Consider the following 20,847-nt stretch of genomic DNA (forward strand, 5'->3'; position numbering starts at 1 on the left):
GTGACGCGGGCGGCAGCCGGGGAGCTTTGCGAACGCGGGAAAGAGCACAATACTTGGAGCATGCCTGCTCTCCTGAAGATTGCCCTGATCGTTGCCCTCGTCCTGCTGGTCGTCGGCCTTGTTGTTGAGGCCGTGCAGTTCCTGCTCTACGTTGGCCTTCTGATCCTGGTGGGCGCCGGCATCATGTTCTTCCTGCGCCGCTCGCGCACCACGCGCTGACGCCGCCGGCCCGGGACGCGCGCAGATGACAAGCATCGGGGACCTCCTCGGCCCCATCCTCGAAGTCATGACCTGGGTTGGTTTTGTCCTGGGCCTGCCGCTGCTGGTCTGGGGCTGGATTTCCCGACGGCGCCATTGCCAGTGGGCCGGGACCACCGGCACGGTAATCAGCGCCGGCGGGTTCACCGGATACAGCTGGACGGACCACCACGACGCCGACCACCGGTCGCTGCTGCCGGCGGCCGAGTCGCACGGCCTGGTGGTCGGGTCCGACGTCGACCTTTTCTATGACGTCTGCCATCCGTCCCGCTGGGGGCTCACCCCGCCAAAGCAGGACAACGCTGCGTGGGTCCTGGGCTGGATCCTCACCGGGGTGGGGATCGTCTCCACGGTCGGCGGCTTCGTCCTGCTGCTTTTCTAGACGCTGCCGCCCTGCTAGGCCTGCTTCACCATGGCCGCCTCGACACCGATCTTGACCTTGTCGCTGACCAGCAACCCGCCGGCTTCGAGCGCGGCGTTCCAGGTCAGGCCGAATTCCTTGCGGCTGATGTCCGCCTCAGCGCTGAACCCGGCGCGGGTGGCGCCGAACGGGTCCACCGCGATGCCGGTGAACTCCACTTCCAGGTCCACCGGCTTGGTGACGTCACGGATGGTCAGGTCTCCGGTGAGCACGTAGTCCTCGCCGTCGCCCCTGATTCCGGTGGCACGGAAGGTCATCTCCGGGTACTTTTCGACGTCGAAGAAGTCGGCGCCGCGGACGTGGGCATCGCGGTTGGCGTCGCCGGAGTCGAAGCTGGCGGTCTTGATGCTGGCATGCAGGCTGGACTCCGCGAGGGAGTCGCCCACCCGGGCCTCCGCCGTGGCCTCGTTGAAGCGGCCGCGGACCTTGCTGATGCCGGCATGGCGGACGCTGAAGCCAACTTCGCTGTGGGACATGTCCAGTGTCCAGACGCCGGGGGTCAAACCTTCGGGCAGTGTCACAACGGTCTCCTTCGCGCAGGGCAGGCGCTGCCCGCCGGGTCATCGGGGTACTCCCCAAGGAGCCATGCTAGCGACGGCGCCGCGGCCCGGCTAGCCTTTTGGCGGTGCCCGGACTTTTCCGGTGCCCGGCCCGGCTAGCCTTGGCGGTGCCCGGCGCCCGGCCCGGCTAGCCTTGGCGGTGCCCGGCGCCCGCCCGGGCTACGGCCGCGGCTTCGCTGCCCAGCCGATCGCCGGAGCGATATGCCGGACCACGGTGCCCAGCAGCTTGGCATTGAAGTCCAGGCCGAGCTGGTTGGGGACCGTCAGCAGCAGCGTGTCGGCCGCCTGCACGGCGGCGTCGGCGGCAAGCTCCGCGGCGATGGCGTCTGGCTCGCCGACGTAGCTCCGGCCGAACCGGGCCACGAGCCCGTCGATCACCCCGACCTGGTCGCGTTTCTCCCGCAGTGCGCTGAGGCCGAAGAACCGCCGGTCCTCATCGTCGGTGATCGGCAGGACGCTGCGGCTGACCGAGACGCGCGGCTCGTGCAGATGGCCGGCGTCGGCCCAGGCCTGGCGGAACATGCTGATCTGCTCGGCCTGAAGCTGGTCGAAGGGCACACCGGTGTCCTCGGTGAGCAGCGTGGAGCTCATCAGGTTCATGCCCTGTTCCGCGGTCCACACGGCGGTGGCCCGCGACCCGGCGCCCCACCAGATCCGCTCGCCGAGGCCCGCCGAATGCGGCTGGACGGGCAGCAGCCCGGACCCGCCGCCCGCGTAGCGCGGCTCCGCCTCCGCCATCCCGGCCCCCGAGATCGCGCGGCGGAACACCGCGGTGTGCCTCCGCGCCATGTCCGCGGCGGTCTCGCCCTCGGCGGGGACATGTCCGAAAGCGGCGGCGCCGTCGCGGGCAGGTTCGGGTGAGCCGCGGCTGATCCCCAGCTGCAGCCGCCCGCCGCTGATCAGGTCCGTCGCGGCGGCCTCCTCGGCCATGTACAGGGGGTTCTCGTAGCGCATGTCGACCACGCCGGTGCCCATTTCGATCCGGCTGGTCCGGGCGGCGACGGCGGCCAGGAGAGGGAACGGGGAGGCCTGCTGCCGGGCGAAGTGGTGCACGCGGAAGTAGGCACCGTCCACGCCCAGTTCCTCCGCGGCGACGGCCAGCTCAATGCCCTGAAGCAGGGCGTCGCGGGCGGTCCGGGTGCGGGAGCCCTCGCCGGGGCCCCAGTGTCCGAAGGACAAAAATCCGATGCGCTTCATGTCAGGGCCAACACGGTGCGGCCCGGCGGCATTCCTGCGGCCGCGTTCAGGGCCTGGCAGCCAGGGACTTGGCCGCCGTCACGAAGTCACGGATTTTGGCCAGGTCCTTCACCCCGCGGGAGGACTCGACGCCGGAGGAGACGTCCACACCCCAGGCGCCGGCCTGCGACGCGGCGCCGGCGACGTTGGCCGGGTCGAGCCCGCCGGCCAGCAGCCAGTGGCGCCCGGCGAGCCCCTTCGCGCGGACCGAGGCGTAGTCCCAGGCCTCGCCGGAGCCTGGGACGGCGGAGTCGATCAGGAGCAGTTCCTCGCCCCAGTCCTCGAACGCTTCGGGTGCGGCGGACATGGTGACGGCCCGGATGAGCTTGAACCCGGCGTCATGCACGGTCCGCACGTCTGCCGGGGTGCGGTCCCCGTGGAGCTGGACCCAGTCCAGCCCGGCTTCGCGGGCCACCGCGACGGCGTCCGCCGCGGCCTCGTGCCGGAAGACGCCGACCGCGGGGAGCCCCGCCGGGACGTGGGCCAGGAGACCCCGGACCTGCGCGGGGGTCACTTCGCGGGGGCTGCGGGTCAGGACGAAGCCGACGGCGTCCGCTCCGGACTCCGCCGCGGTCCGGACCGATTCGGGGGTGCTGAGCCCGCATACCTTGACGAACATTCGGCTCCTTTTGCAGTGTTTCGTTCCTTCGACGTTAGCAAGGACATTGGCGCGCCGCCTCACCCGCCCCCGAGGTGAGATTTGGCTCCCATGTTTGTCCGGCAAAGTCATATGGTCGTTGCAACGGCGCGAAGTCTGACCTCGGCGTTATTGGCAGCGGCACGGCCCCGCGACTACGTTCCCGGCCGGCGGATAGGGTGGAAGGATGGAGATCATCCGCTATGCCGAGCTGAACGCCCAACCCTGGCGCAACGGCGGCGGGGTGACTCGCGAACTGGCCAGCCATCCCCACGCTGCTTCCCCGCAGGCGAGCACGGCGCAGACGCCCGGCTGGGACTGGCGGGTGAGCATCGCCGAGGTGGCCAAGGCCGGTGACTTCTCGGCGTACCCCGGCATGGACCGCGTGCTCACCGTGGTGGAGGGCGAGCTGCTGCTGCTGAGCGTCGACGGGGCCGAGCACCCGCTCGAGAAGTACCGCCCGTTCCGGTTCTCCGGCGACGCCGCCGCGGCCGGGGCGCTGCCGACGGGCGACATCCGCGACCTGAACGTCATCACCCGCAGCGGCGCCTTCAAGGGCTACACCTCCATCATCGAACTCTCCAAGAAGCGGGCGCACCCCGTGTTCGAGGGCCAGCTGGGGATCCTGCTGCAGGGCCAGGCGACCGTCAGCCCCGGCACCGCCGGCGACGAGCCGGGCACAGCCACCGGTGCAGAGGCGGCCCAAAGCCCGGCGGCCGGCGCGTCTGAAACGGCCGCCGCCGAGCCGATCACGCTGAACCGCTATGACGCCGTCGTCGGTTCCGACACCGCCACACCGGAAATCCTGGGCCGCGGCTTCCTCGCCGTCGTCTCGATCGACCGCGTCGCGGACTAACCTCCGGACCACGGCGCTCCGACGCTGCCGGGACCCTCATCGAGTGCTCCGCAACCGCCGTTTTGAACCCTTGTCATGTCTCAGTACCTCGTGGACAGTTGATGTCTCAGTACCTCGTGGACGTTTCCTGTCTCAGCACTTCGTGGACGTTTGGTTGGCCATGAAGCCTCGGGGCTTGTTGTTCCCGACGTAGTTTGTGCCTATGGGCGGGCGCGGGTGGGTGATGATTTCCGTTCCGCGCCCGTCGAAGAACATGATCGTGGCCTCGTCGTAGAGGACATGGACGGTCGCGCCGACGTGGTCTTTACCCATGCCGAAATGCATGCCGATGACGGCAACGGAACCGTTTTTCCCGACCCGTCGCTGGACGCTGCGCCTGGTGGCGGGCACGGTGATTTCAGGGTTGGGCGGCTCGGGTGGCGTGGCTTTGGCCGTTGCATACCAGGCCTCCTGCGGGGTGGTGCCTGGTGGCAGTGATTGATGCTCACGTTCGGTGTTGTAGTACCGGTCAAACTCGTCGACATAGGCCTGGAGTTCTGCCATCGTGTGTGCCGGCGGTTGTTGATTCAGATACCTGTGCAGCGTCTGGTGGAAGCGTTCGTTCTTGCCCTGGGTGGTGGGTTTGTAGGGTTTGCCGGTGATCGGCTCCACTCCGTGGGACTTCAGATATTCCACCAACGCGCCGGTCCTTCCGCGTCTGGTCGGGTTCAGCGCGGCACCGTTGTCCGAAAGAAACTTCTGCGGGACGCCGTGGCGGGCGATGGCTGCCGATACGACGCGGATGGCGGCTTCGCTGGTCTCGCCGGTGGCTACCAACGATGCCAGTGCCAGTCGCGAATGATCGTCAATGAGTTGGAAGATCGCGACTTTCGTGTTGCCGGCCAACAGCCACTCGGTCGAGTCGATCTGCCAGCACCCGTTCGGCTCGGGATATACAAACCGCTGATAGGCGCTCCGGGGCTTCTTCCTCGGCTCCGGGACGACGACCCCGGCCCGGGTGAAGATCCGGGCCAGGGTCGCCCGTGACGGTGGTTCCAGACCTTGCCGACGCAGTTTTGCGGCAACGCTCAGTGGTCCGTAGTCGTGGCCCATCCTCTTCAAGGTTTCCCGCGTGTCCAGGACCAACTCGACCATCCGCGGGGTGACTTGGGCCGGGCTGGTCCGGGGTTTCGTGGAGCGCATCTCCATGGCCTTCATCGGGCCCTGAGCGGACGCAGCGGCCTTGATCTTGTAGAACCAGGCCCGGGAGACTTTGTGCTTGCGGCAGAACGCCGTCACTGAACCCCGAGGGGCATCCTCAGGCCACGACGCTACGAGATGACGGACCTTCATATCCAGATTGCGTTCGCTCATGAGATGAGCAAAACGCCATCGAGTGTCCACGATGTCCTGAGACACACTGTCCACGATGACTTGAGACAGAAGTGTCCATTAAGTCATGAGACTCCACAGCCGTTTTGAACCCTCTAAACGGCGGCTTCGGAGCAGTCGATGGGGGGTGGGTGGTGCGCTGTGACCCCGCGGTGACCCCTGGGAGGGAGTTCGCCTCACTGCGGGGGCGTTGCTAGGCTGGAATCAAGGCCCCTTCTTCGGGCCTCCGGACGACGGATCAGTACCCGGCACGCGACAAGACTGGCCACAGGAGCAGTTATGTCGTGGGTAATCCTCGTACTTTCCGGGTCACTGGAAGCAGTCTGGGCCGCAGCCCTGCACCGGACCGCGCAGGCCACGGGCCGACGCCGGATTGCACCGGCCGCACTCTTCCTCGTCTCCGTGCTGGCCAGTACCGGCGGCCTCGCGGTCGCCATGCAGTCCATCCCGACCGGCACCGCTTACGCCGTCTGGGTGGGCGTCGGCGTGGTGCTGACCTCCGCCTACGCCATGATCACCAAAGTTGAGCCCGCGACGGCGGCACGGATTCTGCTGCTCGGCGGGATCGTCGCCTGTGTGGCCGGCCTGAAGCTGGTGGCTTGAGGATGGCCCCGAACCGCGCGCCGATATCAGCCAACACGGCACCGCTGGCCTGGCCCATCCTGCTCGCCTCCGCCGTGCTGGAGGCGGTCTGGGCGACCGCCCTCGGGCTGTCCGACGGCTTCACCCGGCCACTGCCCACCCTGGTGTTTGCCCCGACAGCGACGCTGAGCATGGCGGGGCTGGGCCTGGCCGTGAGGAGCATCCCGCTCGGCACGGCCTACGCCGTCTGGGTGGGGATCGGCGCCGCCCTGACGGTCGGCTGGGCGATGGCGACCGGCGTCGAACCGGCCAGCCCGCTCAAATTGCTGTTCATCGCGGGGATTGTGGGCTGCGCGGCCGGCCTGAAGCTGCTGCCGGCCCGGGAATCCTCGGCTTCCCCGACGCTCCCGCCCAGTTAGTCCGCCCTTCGACCGGTAATTCCGGGCGACACGCCGTGGCTGCGGCCCGTCCGCTGGCGGCAACTGGGCGGGAGCGGCGGAATACACCGGCAAAGGCCGGGGTTGGGGGTAGAAACAACGAATGGAGACCGAAAATGAACGCAGCGAAAGTCCTACTCGGCGACGGATTGATGGTCAGCCCCCTGGGGTTCGGCGGCATGGCCCTGACCCCGGTGTACGGGGAGGTGGATCCGGCGGAGGCGCTGCAGACTCTGCACCACGCTGTGGATGCCGGCGTCAGCTTCATCGACACCGCGGACATCTAAGGCGGGGGCAGTAACGAGGAACTGATCGCCAAGCTTCTGAAGGAACGCCGCGGGGAGGTGCAACTGGCCACCAAGTTCAGCCTGGTTGGCACCCCGTCCGCCGGCTACTCGGACATCCGGGGCGACGCCGCCTACGTGCGCCAGGCCGTGGACCGCAGCCTGCAGCGCCTCGGCACCGACACCATCGACCTGTACTACATGCACCGCCGTGACCTCCGCGTTCCGATTGTGGAAACCGTGGAGGCCATGGCGGGTCTGGTGCAGGCCGGGAAAGTGCGGCATCTTGGCTTGTCTGAAGTGACGGCCGAGGAGCTGCGTGAAGCCAGCAGCGTTCACCCGATCGCCGCGGTCCAGAGCGAGTGGTCCATCTGGAGCCGCGATGTGGAACGCAACGTTGTCCCGGCGGCGGCCGAGCTTGGGGTGGGTTTTGTGCCCTATTCGCCGCTGGGCCGGGGATTCCTCACCGGCACCGTGGACGCGTCGAAGCTGGGCAGCAACGACTTCCGCCGCAACATCCCCCGCTTCGCCGAGGCGGCACTGGACGCCAACCAACAGGTGGTTGCCGCCGTGCAGGAAGTCGCGGCTGAACTTTCCGCTTCCGGGCAGGATGCAACTCCTGCCCAGGTCGCCCTGGCCTGGCTGCTCGCGCAGGGCCGGAAGCTGGGACTGCCCGTGGTCCCCATCCCCGGCACGCGCAGGGCGGACCGGATCGACCAGAACCTGGGGGCCCTGACGCTCGGGTTCACTGCGGCGCAACTGACGAAATTCGACGCCGCCGCGGACGCCGTCGTCGGGTCCCGCTCCGCAGACCCCAACTGGGTATCCGAGGGCCGTGAATAACAGCGTCCGTAGACTGAAGCCCATGGACTCGCTTATTCACTCTTTACGTGACATCACCATCCGCCGGATTTCGGTCGGCGAGATGGACAACAACGTCTATCTGCTCACCAGCAAGGCCTCCGGCGCGCAGCTCCTGATCGATGCGGCCGATGATCTGGCCGCCATCCAGGGGCTGCTTGCCGACGCCGCCGCGGATACCTCCGCGACGCCGAAGCTGGCGCTGGTTGCCACCACCCACCAGCACTGGGACCATGTCCGTGCGCTGCCGGGCCTGGTGGCGGCCACCGGGGTGAAGACAGCGGCCGGGGCGGATGATGCCCCGGAGCTGCCGGTGCCGGTGGATGTGCTGCTCAATCACGGGGACGTCGGCAACTTCGACGGCTTCGACGTGACCGCAGTGCACCTGCGCGGCCATACCCCGGGCTCGATCGCACTCGTGTACCAGGACCCGGAAGGCCCGGCGCACATCTTCTCCGGCGACTCACTGTTCCCGGGAGGCGTGGGCAACACCCAGAACGATCCTGAGCGGTTCGCGCAGCTGGTCAGCGATGTCAGCGAGCGGCTGTTCGAGGCTTATCCGGATGACACCGTGGTGCACCCGGGCCACGGAAAACCGACCACCCTGGGCGCGGAACGCCCGCATCTGGCGGAGTGGCGCGCCCGCGGCTGGTAGCCGGCGCTGCGCCTCCTGCTTTGCGCTGCGCTTTCGGACGGGCGCTACGGGGATCCCCGTAGCGCCCGTCCGTTTGCCTAGCGAAAACCCGAAGGCTTAGCGGCTGCGGCGTTCGTTCGACGCCGGGGCGGACGCGCGGCGGGGGCCGCCGCTGCGTGCCGGACGGCCTTCGCTGGAGCGGCCGTTGCCGCCGCCTGCGTAGGATCCGCCCGAGGTGCCGCCGGTGTTCGAGGACCAAACGGCCGCGTTGGATCCGGTTTTGCTTCCGCCGGTCTTGGCGCCGGCAGCTGCACGCTGGCCCGTTGCCGGACGTCCGCCGCGCTGACCGCCGGTTGCGCCGCCGGTGCGGGGTGCGCCGCCGGAGCGGGGTGCGCCGCTGCGGGGAGCCGAAGCGCCCCGGGCGTCGCTGCGTCCCTCTGCGGCGCGGCCGTCTGAACCACGGCCGGCCGATGCCCGGCCGCCTGCAGCCGGAACATCGTTGCGGTGAGTGCCGTACGAGGTTGAACGGCTGCGGACGCTGCGGCGCTCGGCGCGCTCGGCATCCTGCCGGTCCTCGTTGCGCTCGATGACACGCTCTGCGGCGTTGCGCGCGGCAGCCTGGCCTTCGTAGGCCACGGCACGGCGCTCGGCGCGGGGAAGATCGGTGCGGGGGGCCTCGGTTCCGACGCGTCCGCGTCCGCCACGGCCGCCTCGGCCACCCGCGGTGGGTGCAGCCTGGGTGGTGCGGCGGGCGCGCTTGCGCTCGGCGTTGGCGCCGGTGGAGCTGCCGCCGCCCTGGTTGGACTTGGCTGCCAGCAGCGCGGCACGGGTGCGCGGATCGATCTTGTCGGCCATTTCGCCGACCAGTTCTGCAACCAGCGGTGAGTTGGCGGTGACGCGCTCGAAGTTGACCTCGACGCCGGCAGCCTTCATGAGCTTCTTGACGTCGGACTGCTGCTCCGGCAGGGTCAGCGTGACCACGGTGCCGTCGGAGCCTGCGCGGGCAGTTCGGCCTGAGCGGTGCAGGTATGCCTTGTGCTCTGTGGGCGGATCCACGTGGATGACCAGCTCGACGTCGTCGACGTGGACACCGCGGGCGGCGACGTCGGTGGCGACCAGGACGCGGACCTCGCCGGAGGAGAACTCGGCCAGGTTGCGGTCACGGGCGTTCTGCGAGAGGTTGCCGTGCAGGTCGACGGCGGGGATGCCGGCGTCGGTCAGGGTCTTGGCAAGCTTGCGGGCGTGGTGCTTGGTGCGCAGGAAGAGCACCCGGCGGCCGGCACCCGAGGCGAGCTCGACGATCAGCTGCTTCTTGACGGTCTGGTCGTTGACGACGAGCACGTGGTGTTCCATGGTCGTCACCGCGGCCTGGGATTCATCCACCGCGTGGGTCAGCGGGTTGGAGAGGTAACGCTGGACGATCTTGTCCACGCCGTTGTCCAGGGTGGCGGAGAACAGCATGCGCTGGCCCTGGCTCGGGGTCATGTCCATGAGCTTCTTGACCACCGGGAGGAAGCCGAGGTCGGCCATGTGGTCGGCCTCGTCCAGCACGGTGATCTCGACACCTTCGAGGGTCAGGACGCGCTGGCGGATCAGGTCCTCAAGGCGGCCCGGGCAGGCGATGACGATGTCGACGCCGGCGCGCAGCGCCTTTTCCTGGCGGGCCTGGGAAATGCCGCCATAGATCACGGTGGTGTTCAGGCCCATGGCCGTGGCCATCGGTTCGATGGTGGCGTTGAGCTGGGTGGCCAGCTCGCGGGTCGGGGCGAGGACCAGGCCCATCGGGCGGCCGGGCTTGCGGAAGTGCTTGGCTTCCCGCTCAGCGAGTCGTGCTACAAGCGGGATGGCGAAGGCAATGGTCTTGCCCGAGCCGGTGCGGCCGCGGCCCAGGACGTCGCGTCCGGCCAGGGTGTCCGGCAGGGTCTTGACCTGGATGGGGAACGGTTCGACGATCCCCTGGGCGGTGAGCGTGTCGGCGAGGGCCTTGGGCGTGCCAAGGGCAGCAAAAGTAGTCATATGTTTCAAAGGTCTTTCAGGCGGTATCCGTGCGGATATCGGCCCCCGGTGCCGGTTGGCCCAGGGGTTCGCCGAAGAAAAGTCAGGTGATCAACCGGCCAGCTGCTAGGTAACACGGCGGCCAGGACCAAATAGAACGCGTTCATCGACGCAGGATGTGCCTCTCACATGAAAAAATCCCACTCCCTGAAGGCGGAATCCGGAAGGAATCCATCAGGGGAACCGGTTGATGAACCGGAACATCAGTGGGCATCACTGCACATCAAGTTTCACCAGTCTATCATCCGGCGGGCCCGGTGCAGTGTTCGCCCGCTCACGGCACCAGCCCCTCGCGCTCAAGTCACCAGGCTGGGGGCCTGGAACAGCGGGACGTGCGACGCCGGCACCCTGGCCGCCGGGGCCTCCCCCGCAGGCCTCCCGGACACCCCGACGGCGGCCACCGGACCGCAGCTGGCTGCCTGACCGGACGAGGCCGGGCCGAAGTTGGCTGCCGGACCGGACGTGGCTGTCCGGGCCGGGACCCGCAGGACCTCCAGGGCCTCGGCGTCAATCAGCCTCCGGGTGCCGGTCCGCTCATCCAGGATCCAGAAAAGGTCCGTGGCCGCCACCGTCCGGATCACCTCGCCCCGATGGAAGAGTTTTCCGTTATGCCATGCTTCGATCCGGTCCCCCACCGACAGCTCCCCGCACGATTTAACCTGCCGCGCATCTTCTGCAGTCATAGCCCGATCCTTCCTCGAATTCGGATTCACCCCAGCGTCATTCCGCTTTCCGGCTCCAGACTCCACCACCGAGGTTTCGGGAGCGTTTCCGGACCGTGGTTTTCACGTGTCGATTTTCTGCTGTGGCAAATGTGGCGATTGCCGGGTGTCTCCGGGAGCTCTCCCCTGCCATGATGTGGGAACGACATCAAGACCCCCGAGACCCCGAAGGACAACGATGACGGAGCACGAGCACCCCGAGGACAACAGCAACGTCAGTGCGGCCAAGGTGTGGGATGAGAAGTACCGCAGCCGGGCCAGGATCTGGAGCGGCGAGCCGAATCCGCAACTGATCGCCGAAGCCGCTCCCCTTCCTCCCGGAACGGCCCTTGACCTGGGTTGCGGAGAGGGCGCGGACGCCATCTGGCTGGCCAGCCGCGGCTGGAAAGTCACCGCCCTCGACGTCTCCGCCGTCGCGCTGGAACGGGCCGAGGCGCATGGGCAGGAACGCGGGCAGGGCGGGAACATCGAATGGGTGCAGCAGGATCTTGCCACCTGGGTCCCCGGGCAGCTCTATGACCTGGTCACGGCCCAGTTCCTGCATTCAACCGTGATGCCCTGGCAGCAGGCCCTGCAGCTGGCCGCCGCAGCGGTGCGGACCGGCGGAACCCTGCTGATCGTGGGCCACCACCCCGACGGGCTGCCGCAGTGGGGGCACCATCACGAGCCGGAGAAGTTCTACACGGCCGAGCAGCTGGCCCGCGAGCTGGGGATTGAAGCACCCGAGTGGCGGCTCGACGTCGTTGACACCCGGCACCGCAGCGCCACCGGTCCCGACGGCGAGGCTGCTGCCCTGACGGACGCGGTGCTGCGCGCCACCCGGCTCGCCGCCCACTGACCCCCGCCGCAGGGAGAACGAGCCTGCAGGACCAAGAACGCCGTGACCTGTGTGCCACTGGGCCACTTCGGAGGAGGAAACGGCGCTCGTTGCTCTTGCCGCCCGGGCATCTGACGGTCCCGAATTTGTTGGTCTCGGCTGCGTTTTCGGAGGCCTAATCCAAAGGGGCAGCCAAGGCTCGGAAGACCCGAGGCGGGGCACCGGACCTTGCCGATAGTTCCAGGTAGTAGGGACTGACCCAACGAATTCAGTTGAATCGTTCCCTTTACCGGTCAGTCGTCCATGCACTGGTGCCCCGTTCGAGCCGGTCAGCAAGTTGGCGGGCTAGAAGAGACTTTCTTCGGAGTCCTTAACGGCCCTCGACCGCAGCGCTGATAGTACTGACAAACCCTGACTCAATCTTGCAGCCCGATTTGGCTCGGCAATCGACAGTGTTGTTGTCCAGGGGATCAGGGTCAACGGGTGGAGAAAATATTGAAGCCCTTCGCTGTTCCGCGAGACGTCCGGTTTTGCTCTACGGGAGGGAGACGAATGAGCTGGCCATGTCGGTGAACTCGACTTCTCGAAAATCCCTGATTTCGAAGTACGGGAGGCCCACCATATACAAACGCCTGCCGCTGTACCAAGTGTGCTGAAAGAGAATGTTTCCCCCCCAGGCTTTGCCGGAGGAAGCAGTATCGTTGAATCTGTACGGGGACCACTTGAAGTTGGGCCACGTCACTGAAAAGAACTTGGAGCCACCTCCAAAGTTCGAGTCTCGGTAGAGTAGAGCCGAACCTATACCCCCAATCCGGTGGTACTCGTCCACGCGTTTGCGGTGTGATTTTTCCTCTAGCCCGTCGAGATCAAGCCCCAATAGTTCGTCGGTCTTGCTGCGGGAATGTTGAAGCAGAAAGTATTCCACTGTCATGTCCGGATTGGAAATGACTTCTTCCCTAGCGATCTCGATTCTTTTCTCTGCGGCCTTCAGTCGTTCTCCCAGAGCTGGATCCGCCTTTGATACAACCTCCAGGCTTTCCCTGACCGACAGTTCACGTATGATCTGTGGTTTTGAATCTCCCACTTGAAATGCAACGACGTTGTTTGAAGCATCATCTTCCACGATGACATCTCCTTTTCGGTTCCTGCGATCTCTTTTTGGATGGGTCGCATCCGTGGCTCGTGCCTGGATGGACCGATTTGAGCCAGTTGGCTCTGTGGCGTAGTCACCTCCTCGAAGATCAGGACGACGAGCCCCATTTCCGCGCTCTCGGGCACCTGGAATGGGGGGATTAGTTCAGAAGAGTGTGCACCTGAATGAACAGCCACAGGCTACTGCAGTAGCCAAGGAACCAGAGTATTTTTTTCGTCGCGGCCGGCCACCATCAGGAGGCCACTATATATAACCACCCTCGCCGCACAGAGGGGGACCATTCCACGCTGTCGCCCCAGAGGGTAAGTGCGATGGTGGCATCAGGACCTCCGATGCAACGGAAGCGGTATAGGGGAATCGGATCGCAGGAAATTAGGGGCGATCGTCGGAGTAAAAAGAGTCTTATACCCGTACACAGTTAATTCAGCTCCCACAATGGGCATCTCTGTGGAGAATACCTAGTTCCACTGAACACTGTCAATGACGCGACGAGAGTCACACATAGTGCCGCGAATTGAGGCGAGTGACTCATTTGGGAAATGCCCCAGGAGCGGTGATCCCGGGGCCCGGACCATATGGATGCGATTCTGTGCGGGTGCGAACGATCTTAGCTCTGAAACTTCGAGGCCATCGGGTCCGAAGCAAATTCCGTCCTTGACATTTACTGTCGATGGAGTCCCTTTGTCACTGCACATGCAAATCTGACTTACAGTTGCCCAAGCGGGAAGCGGCAGCCAGCCCTGAAGTCTCACCCACGGATTGACCACCCCGGTTGCGCTGACCGGTACGAGTTCATCGTCGTCATCGCGGCGGGGGCTGTCTGCCGGAGTGGACGATTCCACAGCTTCCTTGTGAGGGTGGACGAGAGAGAATGCCTTCGGCTTTGGGATCGAAGTACGCATCCGGCTTTGACCTTGGCGTCCGCGAACCGCGGGCGAAATGCCGGATCAGCTTGCAGGTCTTCCCTTCGTCCGCGACATAGGACCGCGGAGCCAGCGGGAACTAGGTGTCCGAGCGCGCCGCCGCCACGCGCGGTGCGACCGCGACCGCGGCGATCCCGATCAGCACTGTCAGGGCGAAGACACCGCCGAAGGACGCCGCCGTCGTCGGGAACGCGGCAAAAATGATACCCGTCGTGGCGAGGGACAGCGCCCCGCCGAGCGAGTCGGAAATGGACATTGCCGGACTGTTGAAGCCCTCGTTTTGCTTGTTGGAAAGGGCCAGGGTCATCACGCTCAGCCGCGCGTACATCAGCCCCATGCCGCCCCCGGCGAACACCCAGGCGATGATCGCGACGGCGGCCGGCCAGCCGAGGACCGTGGTCACCAGCACCAATATCACGCCGCCGAGTACGAGGGCTGCGCCGGTCCGGACCGCGCGGCGGTGATCCAGGCGCGCCCCGAGCCGGCCCTGGACCGCCGAGCCTGCGGCCCAGGAGACGGCTCCGCCCGTGAGCGCCAGGCCGGCGAAGGTGGGCGAGAATTCGTAGCGCTCCACCAGCAGGTACGGCAGGTAAACTTCGGCGCCAAAGAACGCGGCAGAAGCCAGGCCGCGGGTGAGGATGACGCTGGGCAGGCCGCGGCGGGCGCTCAAGGTTCCCCGCGGCACCAGCGGGCGGACCGCGAGGAGGGCCACGGCGACGGCCGCCACGGCCACGACCCCGCCGGCCGCCGGAAGCCTGACGGAAAGGTTCAGGCCGAGGACGGCGAGCGCCGCGAGCGCGGCCCAGGCCAGCCGGCCGGAGCCCGAGGACCTGCGCGCAGGACTGGACATGTCCCCCGGTGCGGCGCCGGCCGGGGTGCCGCGCTCGGGGGTGCCGTGCAGCCCGCGAAGGGCCGGCGCAATCATCAGCAGGGCCGGCACCACCAGCCCCACCACCCCGAGGAACACCCAGTGCCAGCTGAGCAACTGCGCCACGAGGCCGGCAGCGAAGGGACCCACCAGCGAGGGAATGACCCAGGCTGCGGAAAAGGCGGCGAAGATTTTCGGGTGCAGAACGGGCGGATAGACCCGGGCGATCACCACATACAGCGCCACCGTCAGGGCGCCGCCGCCCAGGCCCTGGACTAGCCGGCCGGCCACGAGGGCGGACATGCTCCCTGCTGTTCCTGCGATCAGCAGTCCCAGCACAAACATGGTGACGGAGGCGTAGAGGGGTCCCACCGGGCCGCGCCGGTCGGACCAGTTTCCGGCAGCCACCATCCCGATGACACCGGTGGCGAGCGGGCCGGCGAACGCCAGGGCGTACAGGGCGGCCCCGTCCAGCTCCCGGCTGACCAGCGGCATGATCGTGGTCACCGCCAGCGATTCGAAGGCGGCCAGGAACACGAGGGCACAGGCGCCCAGCGTCACCCACCGGTAGTCGCGGTGGAGGATGCCGGCTGATTCCAGCGTCGCGGCGGGGACGGAACGGGGCAAGGGCGTGGCCTGATCGGTAGTCATGGACGAAACCCCACCCGAGTCCAGGTCAGGGCTGGCTGCCGGGCGGAGGTTCCGGGAGCCGGGATGTTGGCTAAAGGGGAAGCATGCCACAGCCGGCGGGCGGCGCGCACCATTCCCGTCTGGTGACGCCGCCCCTCAGCGAAAATCCTCCCCGTCGGCCAGTACCTGCAGGCCGGCGGATCTGATCCTTGGGCGGGCGGTCCGGTCCCATGTGAGGCCCAAGTGCTCTGGCTGGGATTCTCAACTGAACCGTAGCCTGTGGCCTACAAGTAAAGGGGGCCTGCGATGTCCGCTCGGGCAGTTGAGACAGCTGGAACTTTCCGGACGGCGCCGGGGGCGAGGGACAGGCGGCGGCGTGCCTGCGTCGTCGCTGCCCTGCTGGTACTGGCGGGATGTTCCTCCGGGCCTTCGACGCCCGGCGGGCCGACGACGGCGGCTCCGTCGCCATCATCCGCCGGCACGCCCCCGGCGGGTACACAATCCGCCGGCACGCCGTCGGCAGGCACGCCCAGCAAGGTCTATACGGACCAGGAACTGATGGCGATCATCAATGCCGTGGCCCAGAACCGCCAATCGCAGGGATGGGCCCAGGACTCCCAGCGGATGCGGAGCGTGGCGGCGGGCGGCTCCATTCCCGGCGCTGAAACCGTGACGACGCCGGGCGACTGTGCGGTCTTCGCGTCCCAGAATCCCTTCGCCAAATGGGCGGACAAGAGCGTGAGCATGGCGGACGGTATGATGCCAGTCGCCGGAATGCGGGAGTCGGGACCGACGACAACCATCATCCTCACGCTCCAGAGCGCGGAGGCGCCCGCGATCGCCCAAGCCGACTTCAACTACACGGTCGAACTGGCTGCCCGCTGCAGCCAGTTCGACCTCGCGTCCACGGAGTCCGGCATGACCTCGACATACGCGGTCCAGCTCCTCAGCGCCCCGGATGCCGGGGAGAAGAGGTTCGCCTGGCTGCAGACCACAAAACCCCAGGGACCCGGGGATTTTGGCTGGGTCGGGCTCCGGGTGCTGGCGGGCACGATGTCCGTGAACCTGGGTCTCTCCGTTGCCGCAGCGGGCTCCGAGGCCGACGTCCGCCCTGCCCTCGATTCGATGGCCGCGCTGGCGCAGGAGCTCATCGACCAGGCTGCGCAGCACCCGCCGTCGGTGGCTGCGGCTCCGCCGAACTCCCGCACCCCGGATGATGTCGTCGCACTGCTTAAGGGCGTCGCGGGGCCAACCGGGAAAACAGTGGACATGCCGGCGGCTTCAGTCATCGGTTCGGAGCGTCCCGGCATTGATCTTGGCCAGCCGTCCCAGGGGCCGCGGCCGCCATGCAGCTTCAGCGGCGCCGCCTACCAGTCACCGATCGGCTCAGTGGTCGGCCAGGGGCAGATCCAGGGTGCCAGCAAGATGGATTTCATCGAGCTCGCAGTGATCAGCATGCCCACGACCGCGACGCCGCCCCACCCGTTCGACACCCAGGCCGCAGCGCTCCGGGACTGCCCGATGATGCAGGAGGACCTGGGCGAAGGCACGCGCCAGTGGTCGGCCATCAAACACCTGACCATGGCCGTTACCGGCGACTCAAGCTACGCCGTCGCTTACCAGCTGGCTGACGGGACCGGTCAATGGCACGTCCTCCTCGGCGCACGAAAGGGGACGCTGGCGGTGGAGGCGAGCACCATCAGGTCCTCGGAGGCCGACGCGCAGCCGGCCGCGGACGTGCTTGGCGGCGTCATCGGCCAGGTCTTCGCCAAAGCGGGCCTGTGATGCCACGTCCCGGCTGGACGGCCGGCGCCGTCGCGGCCCTAATGGCCCTCGCCGCCTGCTCCCCGGCACCCGGCGGCACATCCCCGTCGTCCTCGAGCGCGCCACCCGGCGCTGCGGCGCCGGGCGAGGTCTATGGCGACCAGCAGCTCGTTGAGCTGGCCACGACGGTGGTGCGCTCGCGTAACCTTCGGGGCCTCGTGGATGACACCCGGAACCTCCGCGAGACGGCCAAAGTCGCCACTCCGTCCGCCAGCACCGGCGTCACGAGGCCGGAGCAGTGCGCCGCCTTCCGGCTGCACGAGGAGACGGAGACCGCGATACGGCGTACCGCTCCGGACGTGAGCTTCGCGGAGGGCCGCATGCCCCTCACCGGGCAGTCTTCGCAAACGACAACCATCCTTTTCGTGATCAGGAGCGCCCCGCACGACAAACTCGCCGCCGCGGACTTCAACAAGACGGATGCCCTGGCCGCAGAGTGCGCCCACTTCGAGCGGAGCTACACCTACTCCATGGCCGGCGGAACCATGTCGGCAACGTACGAGGCCCAACTCCTGACGGCGCCGCCCGTCGGGCAGCAGGCCTACGCGACCACGCAGAAGGCGAAGGGACTGGGACCCAAGGACATCGGAACCGCCGGGCTGCAGGTGCTGGCCGGGACGGTCTCCATCGACATGGCGCTGACGGTCTGGCCGGTAAATTCAGAGACGACGGCACGGGCAGTGGACTCCATGGCGGGCTTCGCCCGGGACCTCATCGACGAGGCAGTGAAGAACCCGCCTGGCGCTCCGCAGCCGAATCCGGCGGGCGCCCGCAGCCCGGAGGAGCTGACCCAGCTGCTCAAGGGGGTGAAGGGAGGGGCCGGCCGGGAGCTCTACGTGACGCCGACCGAGGCCCGCGCGGTCACACGAGCCTCGGGGGCCTCCCCGCTTCCGTCACGGGCCAGCTGCGCCTACGATGACGCCGCCTACTACGGGGCACTCGCCGCCGGAGCGACCATGGCCCAGGCCATCGTCTCCACCGGCGACAAGTTGCTCTCGCTCGATGCGAGCATCATCAGCATGGGTTCAGCGGTCACGCAGCCCTACCCCTTCGACACCCGGACGTCGGCAATCAGCGGCTGCACGTCCATCCAGGCGAACGTCCTGGGCCAGGGCCAACTTTCCTGGTCAGCGGTGCAGCCCCTGGCCGTGCAGCTCGACGCCGATTCCAGCCATGCCTTCCGGTACCAGGCCCCGGACGGATCCGGCCGTTCCTACGTCCGTCTCGGTGCCCGGAAGGGGACGCTGTCGGTGGAGGCCAGCACGATGACGTACCGGCCGCTTGCGGAGGGCGAGGTGCAGGCCGCAGTCGACGCGGCAACCACCGTCATCGAGCAGGTGTTCGCGAAGGCGGGCGTGTAGGGTCAGCCGCCGATGAAGCGGTTCCGTCCGGCACGGTAGCCGAACACCGCGGCCAGCGATCCGACGGCGAGGAAGAGGGCACCCGCCGCGGCGAAGGACCCCGTGGCCTGGTGCAGTTGGCCGACCAGCAGGGTGCCGGTGGAGCCCACCCCGTAGCCCACGCCCTGCATCATCCCGGACAGGTGCGCGGCGGTGCGGCCGTCCCGGGTGCGGACCATGATCATGGTCAGGGCGACGGCGGTCAGGGCACCCTGGCCCAGGCCGAGCAGCCCGGTCCACAGCCAGATCAGCTCCAGCGGGCCGGAAATACTCAGCGCGAAGCCGAAGCCGGTCATGAGCGCCACCAAGGTGTTGATGGCGCGCTGGTCCCGGAGCCTGGCGGCGAGCGCCGGGGCGAACAGGGACCCCAGCATCTGCAGCACGATCGAGACGGAGACGATCACCCCGGCCGTGCCGCCGTCCACGCCGCGTTCACGCAGGATCGGGGCCAGCCAGGCGAAGACGCTGAAGGACATCATCGACTGCAGCACCATAAAGATGGTCACCTGCCAGGCGACCGCCGAGCGCCACACGTTCACGCCCCCGTGCAACACCTGGTGCCGGCCGTGGCGCTGCCGGATGGCCACCGGCAGGAACAGCAGAAGAACGACGCCGGCGGGCAGCGCCCAGAACTGCAGCGCCGCGGTCCACTCCCCCGTCGCGCTGAAGACCGGGTAGGTGAAGCCTGCGCCCAGGGCCGCGGAGGCGCAGATCGCCGTGGTGTAGAGGCCGCCCATCAGGCCGAGCCGGTGCGGGAAGTCACGCTTAACCAGGCCCGGCAGCAGCACGTTGCAGACCGAGATCGCGGCACCGCAGGCCGCCGTCCCGGCCAGCAGGGCCGGGAGGTGCCCGGCACCCCCGGCTTCCAGGGGCCGCAGCAGCAGTCCGGCCGTGAGCACTGCCATGGCACCCAGCAGCACGCGCTCGGCACCGAAGCGGCGGGCCAGGCCGGGCGCGAGCGGGGCGAAGACCCCGAGCAGCGTCACCGGGACCGTGGTGAGGACCACAACCGCCCAGCCCGGCAGCCCGGCGTCGGCCGTCACCTCGGGAAGAACCGCGGAGAAACTGGAGAAGACAGTGCGGAGATTCAGTCCGATCAGGACGAGGCACACGCCCAGGTAGGCCAGGCTGCGGCGGCCCCCGACCCGGGTGGGCTCCGCCGCGGGGACGTCATCGATCTCGGCGTCCACCAGCATGCCGGGGAGGTCGTCGATCCCAAGGTTGCTGGCGGTGGAGTCCCGGGAACTTTTCGGTGCAGTCACGGATCCCATTCTGGCAGGCTGCCCGGCCGTCTGCCGTGCCACCGGCACCCGGCCGGGCAATCCGGCCCGGCAACCCTGCCCAGCCGGGCGGGCGCCGGACTCCACTATTCTGGAGGGGATGAGTGAATCCCCAGAATCCCCCGAAACACCTCAGCCGCCGCGCCCGGTGACCCCCGGCAGCCAGGCCTCCTTCGGCACGTACGGAGGCCGCCCGGTCAGCTTTGTGCGCCGCGGCACCCGCCTGCAGGGCCGCCGGCAGGTCGCCTGGGAGGAACATTCAGACCGGTGGGCCGTCGACGTCCCCCGGCACATCGCCAACACCTCCGTGCACCCGGACTACGTCTTCGATGCCGAAGCCGAATTCGGCCGCACGGCCCCGCTGATCGTGGAGATCGGTTCCGGGCTCGGCGACGCCGTGTGCCACGCCGCCGAGGAGAACCCGGACAAGGACTTCCTTGCCGTTGAGGTCTACACCCCGGGGCTGGCCAACACGCTCATCAAGATCAACAGCCGCGGCCTGAGCAACGTCCGGGTCGTGGAGGCGAACGCCCCCGAGGTGCTGGCCACCATGCTGCCGGCCGGATCCGTCACGGAACTCTGGGTTTTCTTCCCCGACCCGTGGCACAAGTCCCGGCACCACAAGCGCCGCCTCATCCAGCCGGCCTTCGCCGAACTCGCCGCCCGGGCGCTCAGGCCGGGCGGCCTCTGGCGGATCGCGACGGACTGGTCCAACTACGCCGTCCACGTCCGCGAGGTCCTGGCCGGCTCCCCCGACTTCGAGAACCTGCACGACGGCGAGCGCAGCGGCACGGAGAGCCCGCTCACCCAGGTCTGGGAATCCGGCGTCGAGTCCCTCGTGGGCGGGGCCCCCGTCAAGGAGGGCCGCGCACCCGTGAGCACCGAACACACCGGCCCCAACGAGGGAACCGATGAGACCGGCGGCTGGGCCCCGCGGTTCGACGGCCGGATCCTGACCAGCTTTGAAAACAAGGCGCACGACGCCGGGCGGCTTGTTTTCGACCTCAGCTACCGCAGACTCTAGGTCCGCAACTGGTG

Annotated in this window: 19 protein-coding genes, 1 pseudogene and 1 riboswitch; of the genes and pseudogenes, 11 read left to right on the forward strand and 9 right to left on the reverse strand. The window is 67.8% G+C overall.

Annotated features, from left to right (window positions below):
- Positions 1-60 precede the first annotated feature (60 nt).
- Together ASPU41_RS22985 and ASPU41_RS04015 are read left to right on the forward strand one after the other, a co-directional pair.
- Positions 61-219, forward strand: coding sequence for a hypothetical protein (locus ASPU41_RS22985; RefSeq protein WP_197515751.1), 159 nt, complete (start codon positions 61-63; stop codon positions 217-219).
- Positions 220-244: 25 nt separating this feature from the next.
- On the forward strand, positions 245-640 hold the full coding sequence (locus ASPU41_RS04015) for a hypothetical protein (protein ID WP_069949831.1): 396 nt from the start codon (positions 245-247) through the stop codon (positions 638-640).
- 14 nt (positions 641-654) lie between these two features.
- On the opposite strand, the gene ASPU41_RS04020 is transcribed toward ASPU41_RS04015, so the two are convergent.
- The 3 genes from ASPU41_RS04020 to ASPU41_RS04030 all read right to left on the reverse strand — a co-directional run bounded on the left by ASPU41_RS04020 (position 655) and on the right by ASPU41_RS04030 (position 3,094).
- Positions 655-1,200, reverse strand: coding sequence for a YceI family protein (locus ASPU41_RS04020; protein ID WP_069949832.1), 546 nt, complete (start codon positions 1,198-1,200; stop codon positions 655-657).
- A 198-nt stretch (positions 1,201-1,398) separates the two neighbouring features.
- Positions 1,399-2,436, reverse strand: coding sequence for an LLM class flavin-dependent oxidoreductase (locus tag ASPU41_RS04025; protein WP_069949833.1), 1,038 nt, complete (start codon positions 2,434-2,436; stop codon positions 1,399-1,401).
- A gap of 46 nt (positions 2,437-2,482) precedes the next feature.
- Positions 2,483-3,094 (reverse strand): phosphoribosylanthranilate isomerase, encoded by a 612-nt coding sequence (locus ASPU41_RS04030; protein ID WP_069949834.1) that lies wholly within the window; start codon positions 3,092-3,094, stop codon positions 2,483-2,485.
- A gap of 205 nt (positions 3,095-3,299) precedes the next feature.
- Between ASPU41_RS04030 and ASPU41_RS04035 the strand changes: the two genes are divergently transcribed.
- Positions 3,300-3,968, forward strand: coding sequence for a HutD/Ves family protein (locus ASPU41_RS04035; protein WP_069949835.1), 669 nt, complete (start codon positions 3,300-3,302; stop codon positions 3,966-3,968).
- 132 nt (positions 3,969-4,100) lie between these two features.
- On the opposite strand, the gene ASPU41_RS04040 is transcribed toward ASPU41_RS04035, so the two are convergent.
- Positions 4,101-5,321: an IS481 family transposase gene (locus tag ASPU41_RS04040; protein ID WP_069949836.1), complete on the reverse strand. Its 1,221-nt coding sequence runs from the start codon at positions 5,319-5,321 to the stop codon at positions 4,101-4,103.
- A 222-nt stretch (positions 5,322-5,543) separates the two neighbouring features.
- Positions 5,544-5,609: riboswitch (guanidine-III (ykkC-III) riboswitch) on the forward strand.
- A 9-nt stretch (positions 5,610-5,618) separates the two neighbouring features.
- Between ASPU41_RS04040 and ASPU41_RS04045 the strand changes: the two genes are divergently transcribed.
- The 4 genes and pseudogenes from ASPU41_RS04045 to ASPU41_RS04060 all read left to right on the forward strand — a co-directional run bounded on the left by ASPU41_RS04045 (position 5,619) and on the right by ASPU41_RS04060 (position 8,158).
- Positions 5,619-5,942, forward strand: coding sequence for a DMT family transporter (locus ASPU41_RS04045; RefSeq protein ID WP_069949837.1), 324 nt, complete (start codon positions 5,619-5,621; stop codon positions 5,940-5,942).
- Positions 5,943-5,944: 2 nt separating this feature from the next.
- A complete protein-coding gene (locus ASPU41_RS04050; protein ID WP_069949838.1) occupies positions 5,945-6,340 on the forward strand; it encodes a DMT family transporter in 396 nt (131 codons plus the stop codon).
- A 134-nt stretch (positions 6,341-6,474) separates the two neighbouring features.
- A pseudogene (locus tag ASPU41_RS04055) lies at positions 6,475-7,485 on the forward strand (aldo/keto reductase).
- A 22-nt stretch (positions 7,486-7,507) separates the two neighbouring features.
- On the forward strand, positions 7,508-8,158 hold the full coding sequence (locus tag ASPU41_RS04060) for an MBL fold metallo-hydrolase (protein WP_069949839.1): 651 nt from the start codon (positions 7,508-7,510) through the stop codon (positions 8,156-8,158).
- 96 nt (positions 8,159-8,254) lie between these two features.
- Here ASPU41_RS04060 and ASPU41_RS04065 read toward each other — a convergent pair whose 3' ends face one another.
- Positions 8,255-10,153 carry a DEAD/DEAH box helicase gene (locus tag ASPU41_RS04065; protein WP_069949840.1) on the reverse strand — a complete coding sequence of 633 codons (1,899 nt, stop codon included), beginning with the start codon at positions 10,151-10,153 and terminating at the stop codon, positions 8,255-8,257.
- 335 nt (positions 10,154-10,488) lie between these two features.
- Complete coding sequence (locus ASPU41_RS23255; RefSeq protein ID WP_231941166.1) at positions 10,489-10,875, reverse strand: hypothetical protein; 387 nt, start codon at positions 10,873-10,875, stop codon at positions 10,489-10,491.
- 217 nt (positions 10,876-11,092) lie between these two features.
- Between ASPU41_RS23255 and ASPU41_RS04075 the strand changes: the two genes are divergently transcribed.
- A complete protein-coding gene (locus ASPU41_RS04075) occupies positions 11,093-11,752 on the forward strand; it encodes an SAM-dependent methyltransferase (RefSeq protein WP_069949841.1) in 660 nt (219 codons plus the stop codon).
- Positions 11,753-12,266: 514 nt separating this feature from the next.
- Here ASPU41_RS04075 and ASPU41_RS04080 read toward each other — a convergent pair.
- Both ASPU41_RS04080 and ASPU41_RS04090 read right to left on the reverse strand, forming a co-directional pair.
- Positions 12,267-12,854, reverse strand: coding sequence for a hypothetical protein (locus ASPU41_RS04080; protein WP_157356932.1), 588 nt, complete (start codon positions 12,852-12,854; stop codon positions 12,267-12,269).
- Positions 12,855-13,886: 1,032 nt separating this feature from the next.
- Positions 13,887-15,326 (reverse strand): MFS transporter, encoded by a 1,440-nt coding sequence (locus ASPU41_RS04090; protein ID WP_069949844.1) that lies wholly within the window; start codon positions 15,324-15,326, stop codon positions 13,887-13,889.
- Positions 15,327-15,863: 537 nt separating this feature from the next.
- Between ASPU41_RS04090 and ASPU41_RS04095 the strand changes: the two genes are divergently transcribed.
- Together ASPU41_RS04095 and ASPU41_RS04100 are read left to right on the forward strand one after the other, a co-directional pair.
- Entirely contained in the window at positions 15,864-17,090 is a 1,227-nt protein-coding gene (locus ASPU41_RS04095) for a hypothetical protein (RefSeq protein ID WP_231941167.1), read from the forward strand.
- Positions 17,087-18,490, forward strand: coding sequence for a hypothetical protein (locus tag ASPU41_RS04100; RefSeq protein WP_157356933.1), 1,404 nt, complete (start codon positions 17,087-17,089; stop codon positions 18,488-18,490). The genes ASPU41_RS04095 and ASPU41_RS04100 overlap by 4 nt, the downstream gene beginning before the upstream one ends.
- Positions 18,491-18,492: 2 nt before the next feature.
- Here ASPU41_RS04100 and ASPU41_RS04105 read toward each other — a convergent pair whose 3' ends face one another.
- Positions 18,493-19,725: an MFS transporter gene (locus tag ASPU41_RS04105; protein WP_231941480.1), complete on the reverse strand. Its 1,233-nt coding sequence runs from the start codon at positions 19,723-19,725 to the stop codon at positions 18,493-18,495.
- A 184-nt stretch (positions 19,726-19,909) separates the two neighbouring features.
- Here ASPU41_RS04105 and trmB point away from each other — a divergent pair, with 184 nt between their 5' ends.
- A complete protein-coding gene (gene trmB, locus ASPU41_RS04110; protein WP_069949847.1) occupies positions 19,910-20,833 on the forward strand; it encodes a tRNA (guanosine(46)-N7)-methyltransferase TrmB in 924 nt (307 codons plus the stop codon).
- Positions 20,834-20,847 lie beyond the last annotated feature (14 nt).

The sequence above is a fragment of the Arthrobacter sp. U41 genome (assembly GCF_001750145.1).
Lineage (GTDB): Bacteria > Actinomycetota > Actinomycetes > Actinomycetales > Micrococcaceae > Arthrobacter.